Source organism: Micromonospora sp. M42 (assembly GCF_000568915.1).
In the GTDB taxonomy this organism is placed as follows: domain Bacteria; phylum Actinomycetota; class Actinomycetes; order Mycobacteriales; family Micromonosporaceae; genus Micromonospora; species Micromonospora chalcea.
The window spans coordinates 1824701-1831337 of the sequence record NZ_KK037233.1 but is presented as its reverse complement, the minus strand read 5'-3'; the positions used below and the strand labels follow the sequence as shown (position 1 = coordinate 1831337).

5 protein-coding genes and 2 pseudogenes are annotated in these 6637 nt (G+C 71.5%); all 7 read left to right on the top strand.

Annotated features, from left to right (window positions below):
* Positions 1-225 precede the first annotated feature (225 nt).
* The gene (locus MCBG_RS08225; protein WP_043330338.1) at positions 226-843 is read left to right on the top strand and encodes a hypothetical protein; all 618 of its coding nucleotides are present in this window, start codon (positions 226-228) and stop codon (positions 841-843) included.
* Between the two features lie 146 nt (positions 844-989).
* Positions 990-1451, top strand: coding sequence for a DUF948 domain-containing protein (locus MCBG_RS08220; protein WP_043324962.1), 462 nt, complete (start codon positions 990-992; stop codon positions 1449-1451).
* Between the two features lie 31 nt (positions 1452-1482).
* Positions 1483-1788, top strand: a complete 306-nt coding sequence (locus MCBG_RS08215; RefSeq protein WP_013285491.1) for a hypothetical protein — start codon at positions 1483-1485, stop codon at positions 1786-1788.
* Positions 1785-4491, top strand: a pseudogene (gene alaS / locus MCBG_RS08210) (alanine--tRNA ligase). The gene MCBG_RS08215 and the pseudogene alaS overlap by 4 nt, the downstream one beginning before the upstream one ends.
* A 184-nt stretch (positions 4492-4675) precedes the next feature.
* Positions 4676-5137 (top strand): Holliday junction resolvase RuvX, encoded by a 462-nt coding sequence (gene ruvX, locus MCBG_RS08205; RefSeq protein WP_043324961.1) that lies wholly within the window; start codon positions 4676-4678, stop codon positions 5135-5137.
* Positions 5134-6336: an endolytic transglycosylase MltG gene (gene mltG / locus MCBG_RS08200; protein WP_043324960.1), complete on the top strand. Its 1203-nt coding sequence runs from the start codon at positions 5134-5136 to the stop codon at positions 6334-6336. The genes ruvX and mltG overlap by 4 nt, the downstream gene beginning before the upstream one ends.
* Positions 6336-6637, top strand: a pseudogene (locus tag MCBG_RS08195) (shikimate dehydrogenase); the annotation flags it as partial. The gene mltG and the pseudogene MCBG_RS08195, both read left to right, overlap by 1 nt.

The following is a 6637-nucleotide window of genomic DNA, read 5'->3' as shown; positions in this document are numbered from 1 at the left end:
CCGGAGCCGGACCGCAGCGGTCCGGGCAACCCGGCCGGCATGGCACCGCCTCCGGGCGCTCCGGCGGTGGCGCGGGCGGCTGCTGTCGTACCCCCGGGGGAGGCTGCCGGGCCACGGCCCGGCGCGGACGGCATGCCCGCGCCGCGACCCGCCGGTCCCGGCGTGGACGAGACCGACGCGGAGGCCGGTGGCCTGCGCGGCGCCCGGTCCGAGCTGCGGCGGCAGATGCGCGAGCGGCGCCGCCTGCGGATGGGTGTCCTCGCGCTGGTGAGCCTCCTGCTGCTGGGCGCGGTACCGCTCTACTTCGGCATGCGGACGCTCAGCCGCGATCCGGTCTTCGACACCCTCGACGCGCTCGACGTGCCCGCCTGGGCCGAGAAGAAGACAGTCGACAACGTCAGCGGCAGCCGCTGGTGCCTGCAGGACTGCCGGCTGCGGGAACGCGCGGTCGAGTCGGAGCAGGGATGGGAGCAGACGGTCGCCGTCTACGAGCAGGCGCTGGCAAAGGACGGCTGGCGGCGGTGGAGCGTCGAACGCTGCCCGGAGGAGAAGGTCGAGGGCAGCTACACCTGCTGGCGTCGCGACGAACTCACGCTTGACCTGTGGGTACGCGACCCGGCCTGCACGCCGCCGCCGATCGACGGTGCGCCCGCGCCCTCCGCGCCAGCCGCGCCCGCAGCGGCGACGTGCACCGGCTCGTTGGTGTCGGTGAAGGTGCGCAACGCGATCGACGACGAGCGCACCGGGCCGACGCCGACCACCGATCCGTCACTCACCGGTGAGGATCCGTTCCCGACGCTGACCGACGACCCGCTGGGCGAGGCGACTCCCTCACCGTCGTGAGCCGACTTTCATCACGGACGGTAGGGTCTGGGGCTGGCACGCCCGTCCGCGCCCGGTGACCGGGTCGGCGTGGCGCGAAGTGGGTAGGTACGGTCGCGCGTTCCGGAGCGTCGGGTTCCGGGACACTGCTTGAGGAGGACGTGCGCGTGAACGGTAGCGAGGTCGCTTGGCTGGTCCTGGCCGGCGCGTTCCTGATGCTGGTGCTCGTGCTGGCGGTGCCGATCCTGCGGCTGCGGCACACCGTGGACGCGACGACCCGCATGATCAACGAGCTCAACGACCGCACCGCGCCGCTGCTCGGGGACGTGAACACCACGGTGAAGAACGTCAACGTGGCGCTGGAGCAGGTGCAGACCTCGCTGGACGGGGTGAACCTGCAGCTCGCCAAGGTGGACACCATGACCAGCCACGCGCAGAACGTCACCGCGAACGTGGCGAACCTGGCGACCGTGGTCTCGGCCGCCGCCGCGAACCCGCTGGTGAAGGTGGCCGCGTTCGGGTACGGCGTGCGCCGCGCCGCCTCCGCGCGTCGGCACGCCGAGACCGAGCGCGAGGTGCGCGACACCATCAAGCAGCAGCGTCGCGCCGCCAAGCGCGGCAACCGCTGACCCCGACCGGCGTACGCGGGAGGATGAGAGCATGAGGCGGTTGTTCTGGCTGGGCATCGGGCTGGCCGTGGGCGTCCTGGTGGTGCGCAAGGCCACCCGGACCGCGCAGGCGTACACCCCGGCCGGCATCGCGAGCGGGCTGTCCGAGTCCGCCGGCGGTCTGGTCGAGTCGCTCCGGGCGTTCGTGGACGACGTCCGGGTCGGCATGGCCGAGCGTGAGCAGGAGATCCACGAGGCCTTCGCCCGCGGCGAGGTGTACGACGACCAGTTCGCCGAGCTGCGGGAGGACCCGCGCATCGGCGACCGAGAGATTTTCCCGGAGGACCACCAGCGATGAAGACGGCGGAGATCAAGCGGCGGTTCCTCGCCCACTTCGAGGCGAACGGGCACACCGTGGTTCCGTCCGCTCCGCTGCCCGCCATCAGCGACCCGAACCTGCTGTTCATCAACGCGGGCATGGTGCAGTTCGTGCCCTACTTCCTGGGCCAGCAGACCCCGCCGTACGCGCGGGCGACGAGCGTGCAGAAGTGCATCCGGACGCCGGACATCGACGAGGTCGGCAAGACCAGCCGGCACGGCACGTTCTTCCAGATGAACGGCAACTTCTCCTTCGGTGACTACTTCAAGTCCGGGGCGATCCCGCTCGCCTGGGACCTGGCGACGAAGTCGGTCGAGGCGGGCGGTTTCGGGCTGGACCCGGAGCGGATCTGGGCCACGGTCTACCTGGACGACGACGAGGCGTACGACATCTGGCGCGCCACCGGCGTGCCGGCCGAGCGGATCGTGCGCCGCGGCAAGGCCGACAACTTCTGGTCGATGGGCATCCCCGGCCCGTGCGGCCCGTGCTCCGAGCTGTACTACGACCGCGGCCCGGCCTACGGCCGCGAGGGCGGTCCGGAGGTCGACGAGGACCGTTACCTGGAGTTCTGGAACCTCGTCTTCATGCAGTTCGAGCGCGGCCCGGGCACCGGCAAGGAGGACTTCCCGATCCTCGGTGACCTACCGGCGAAGAACATCGACACCGGCATGGGCCTGGAGCGGATGGCCTCGCTGCTGCAGGGCGTGGACAACCTCTACGAGATCGACGAGGTCCGCCCGATCCTCGACAAGGCCGCCGAGCTGACCGGCAAGCGCTACGGCGTGCACTCCGGTCACGCGGCCAACGAGTCGCACCCGGACGACGTACGGCTGCGGGTCATCGCCGACCACGTGCGCACCTCGCTGATGCTCATCGGCGACGGGGTGACCCCGTCGAACGAGGGCCGGGGCTACGTGCTGCGCCGGATCATGCGGCGGGCGATCCGGGCGGTGCGGCTGCTGGGCTACCAGGACCGGGCGCTGCCGGAGCTGCTGCCGGTGGCCCGCGACTGCATGGCGCCGTCGTACCCGGAGCTGGCCGAGGACTTCGGCCGGATCTCCCAGTACGCGTACGCCGAGGAGGACGCGTTCCTGGCCACGCTGCGCGCCGGCACCACGATCCTGGACACCGCCATCGCGGAGACCAAGTCGGCCGGCAAGGCGGCGCTCTCCGGTGACAAGGCGTTCCAGCTGCACGACACGTACGGCTTCCCGATCGACCTGACCCTGGAGATCGCGGCCGAGCAGGGGCTGCAGGTCGACGCGGAGGGCTTCCGCCGGCTGATGGCCGACCAGCGCAGCCGGGCCAAGGCCGACGCGCAGGCGCGCAAGACCGGGCACACCGACGTGTCGGCGTACCGGTCGGTGCTCGACGGCGGCGGGCCGGTGGAGTTCACCGGCTACACCGAGCTGAGCCGCGAGTCGCGACTTGATCGCGGCGTAATGTCGCGGGGTGCGCGCGCTGCTGTCCGGCGGCGCCGCGATCTCCGCCGCGGTCGAGGGCGACACGATCGAGCTGGTGCTCGACACCACCCCGTTCTACGCCGAGGGCGGCGGGCAGCAGCCCGACCAGGGGCTCATCACCGTCGGCGGCGGCCAGGTCGAGGTCTTCGACGTGCAGCAGCCGGTGCCCGGCCTGATCGTGCACCGGGCCAAGGTGGTGCGCGGCGAGGTGCGCTCCGGGGAGACCGGGTACGCCGAGATCGACGTGTCCCGCCGCCGGGCGATCTCCCGCTCGCACACCGCGACGCACCTGGTGCACCAGACGATGCGCAACTTCCTCGGCGAGTCGGCCACCCAGGCGGGTTCGCTGAACGCGCCGGGCCGGCTGCGGTTCGACTTCAACACCCCGACGGGTGTGGCGCCGAGCGTGCTGCACGACGTGGAGCAGCAGGTCAACGAGGTGCTGCTGGCCGACCTGGAAGTGCACGCGTTCGTCACCAGCCAGGAGGAGGCGCGCCGGATCGGGGCGATGGCCCTGTTCGGCGAGAAGTACGGCGAGCGGGTCCGGGTCGTCGAGGTCGGCGACTACGCCCGGGAGTTGTGCGGCGGCACGCACGTGGCCCGCTCTGCCCAGCTCGGCCTGGTGAAGATCCTCTCCGAGGCGTCGGTGGGCTCCGGGGTACGCCGGATCGAGGCGCTCGTCGGCATGGACGCGTTCGGCTTCCTGGCCCGCGAGCACCTGCTGGTGTCCCGGCTGGCCGAGCTGTTCCGGGTGCCGGGGGAGCAGGTCGCCGACCGGGTGGAGCAGACCGTCACCCAGCTTCGCGACGCGGAGAAGGAGCTGGAGAAGCTGCGCGCCCAGCTCGTGCTCGGCGGGGCCGGCGCCCTGGCCGCGCAGGCCAAGGACGTGCGCGGCGTCGCGTACGTCGGCACCGAGGCCCCCGAGGGCGCGGCTGCGAACGACGTGCGGACCCTCGCCCAGGAGATCCGGGGCCGGATCGACCCGGCCCGCCCGGCGGTGGTCGCGGTGGCGGCCCGGGCCAACGGCAAGGCGTCCCTGGTGGTGGCCGTCAACCAGGCCGCCCGGGGCCGGAGCCTGAGCGCGAAGGACCTCGTGAAGGCGGCGTTCTCCGGCCGGGGCGGCGGCAGCGACGACCTGGCCCAGGGCGGCGGCCTGCCCGCGGCGGAGGCGCCGAACCTGCTGGTCACCGTCGAGCAGGCGGTCGCCGGTACGGCATGAGCGAATGCACCGAGCGGAGCGAGGGCCGTGAGCGCATGCCCGGCTGGCACTGCATGAGTGAACGCACCGAGCGGAGCGAGGGCCGTGAGCGCATGCCCGATCGGCACGGCATGAGCGCACCGATCGACGCCAGGGCGGACCACCCGGTCCGCCCTGGCCCGTACCGGCGGGGAGGTGTCCGATAGTGGCCGAGCTGTCCCGTGGCGTCCGGCTGGGCGTCGACGTGGGCCAGGTCCGGGTGGGTGTGGCCCGATGTGATCCGCACGGCATCCTCGCCACGCCCCTGGTCACGCTGGCCCGCGACCTGACCGCCGAACCGGACGCGGTGCCCGCCGACATGGCCGAGCTGGTCCGGCTCGCCGCCGAGCACGAGGCGGTGGGAATCGTCGTCGGGCTACCGGTCAACCTCGCCGGAAAGCACGGCCCCGCGGCGGTGAACGTATCAGCCTATGCCAGCCGATTGGCTGATGTAATGAGGCCGATTCCGGTGACGCTGACGGACGAGAGGATGTCTACCGTCGTCGCGAGTCGTAGGCTGGCCGAACGGGGCGTCCGGGGAAAGCGCCAACGGGCGGTGGTCGACCAGGCCGCCGCGGTGGAGATTCTGCAGAGCTGGCTGGACGCACAGCGGAGGCGGACGCAATGATCGACGACCTTGATCTGGGCTTCGACGAGCAGGACAGGGGGGAGAAGGGCCGGCACCGGCGCGGCGCGGTACGCCGACGGCAGGGCAAGTCCGGCGGCGGCCGGGGCAAGACCCTGCTCGCCCTCGCGCTCGCGCTGATCCTGCTGGGCGGCATCGGCGGCGGCGCGTTCTACGGCTTCGACCGGGTCCAGAACTACTTCGTCACCCCCGACTACGACGGCTCCGGCACCGGCGAGGTGACAGTCGAGATCAAGCAGGGCGCGCTGCTCGCCGACATGGCCGACGCGCTGGTCGCCGCCGACGTGGTGAAGAGCACCAAGGCGTTCATCGAGGCCGCCGAGGAGAACTCGCGCAGCAAGAACATCCAGCCCGGCACGTACAAGCTGCGCAAGCAGATGAGCGGCGACGCGGCGGTCGCGGCCATGCTGGACCTGAAGAACCGGATCGTGAACGGGATCACCATTCCCGAGGGGCTCACCGCGAAGACGGTCTACAAGCGGCTCTCCGAGAAGACCGACATCCCGGTCAAGGACTTCGAGGCGGCGGCGAAGGATCCGGAGGCGCTCGGCGTGCCGGACTGGTGGTTCAAGCGCTCCGACGGCAAGAAGGTCAAGCCGTCGATCGAGGGCTTCCTGTTCCCCGACACCTACGAGATCCCGCCGAAGGCCACCGCCGAGACGGTGCTCAAGCTGATGGTGAACAACTTCCTCACCGTCACCTCGAACATGCAGTACGCCGAGAAGGTGCAGCAGGACCGCGGTGGCATCACCCCGTACGAGGCGCTGATCGTCGCCTCGCTCGCGCAGGCCGAGGCCGGCAACAAGGTCGACCTGGGCAAGGTCGCTCAGGTCGCCTACAACCGGGTCTACAAGGGCAACTTCGACTGCGGCTGTCTGGAGATGGACGTCACCGTCAACTACTACCTGGAGTTGACCGGGCGGCCGACCAAGGCGTCGAAGGACATGACCGCCGCCGAGCTGGACGACCCGAAGAACCCGTACAACCGCAAGCTGCGCGGCCTGATCCCCACCCCGATCAACAACCCGGGCAAGGACGCCCTGCAGGGCGCGCTCAGCCCGCCGCCGGGCAAGTGGCTCTTCTTCGTGGCGATCAGCAAGGACGGGCGCTCCGCGTTCGCCGAGACCTACGCCGAGCACCAGCGCAACGAGCAGAAGGCGCGCGAGGCCGGGATCATCTGATGGCCGATCCCCGCCGCGCCGCGGTGGTCGGCAAGCCGATCGCCCACTCGCTCTCCCCGGTGATCCACACCGCCGGGTACGCGGCGGCCGGGCTGAGCGGCTGGTCGTACACCCAGATCGAAGCCGGCGCCGACGACCTGCCCGGCCTGGTCGCGGGCCTCGGCCCGGAATGGGCCGGGCTGTCGGTGACCATGCCGGGCAAGGAGGCGGCGCTCGCGCTGGCCGACGAGGTCTCACCGGCCGCCGCCGCCGTCGGCGCCGCCAACACGCTGGTACGACGCGCCGACGGCACCTGGTACGC

What these genes read in the sequence shown, in the direction of transcription:
- MCBG_RS08225 (WP_043330338.1), top strand. Translation starts at nt 226, where the DNA reads ATGCGCGAGCGGCGCCGCCTGCGGATGGGTGTCCTCGCGCTGGTGAGC.
- MCBG_RS08215 (WP_013285491.1), top strand. Translation starts at nt 1,483, where the DNA reads ATGAGGCGGTTGTTCTGGCTGGGCATCGGGCTGGCCGTGGGCGTCCTG.
- mltG (WP_043324960.1), top strand. Translation starts at nt 5,134, where the DNA reads ATGATCGACGACCTTGATCTGGGCTTCGACGAGCAGGACAGGGGGGAG.